This window comes from Pseudomonas viridiflava (genome assembly GCF_900602065.1).
Taxonomy (GTDB): Bacteria; Pseudomonadota; Gammaproteobacteria; order Pseudomonadales; family Pseudomonadaceae; genus Aquipseudomonas.
This window is the reverse complement of record NZ_UWFN01000173.1, coordinates 1-336: the sequence shown is the minus strand read 5'-3', so window position 1 is coordinate 336 and position 336 is coordinate 1. Positions and strand designations below refer to the sequence as shown.

Here is a 336-nt window from a genome sequence, read left to right as displayed (position 1 = left end):
CCTGAAGTCAGCGCATAGCCCGGTTGCCCATCAGCTTCGTACCAGTACGTCGGTCAACGAAATGCAGCGTGAAGATTTTCTGGCTCTGGCCGCAGCACTGCGCCAGTTCAATGCGTACGAGGCTCAAGTGTCCATGGTAGTCGCAGCTGCTCAAGCAGGTGGTGACTACCGTGAAAGCCGCGCGAGTGAATAAAACCCGATAACTCAACATGATTAATGGACGCAGCGTATCGTGATGGATGCAATTCCGCCTCAGGTGCATCCATATGAAAGATTTCGGCGCGCGACTGAAAGAAGAGCGCCAGGCATTGGGGCTATCGCAACACAGATTTGCCG

Annotated in this window: 1 protein-coding gene; it reads left to right on the top strand. The window is 54.2% G+C overall.

Annotation, left to right across the window (positions count from 1 at the left end):
- Position 1 precedes the first annotated feature (1 nt).
- Positions 2-193 carry a hypothetical protein gene (locus tag EE949_RS09060; protein ID WP_122663976.1) on the top strand — a complete coding sequence of 64 codons (192 nt, stop codon included), beginning with the start codon at positions 2-4 and terminating at the stop codon, positions 191-193.
- Positions 194-336: the final 143 nt, after the last annotated feature.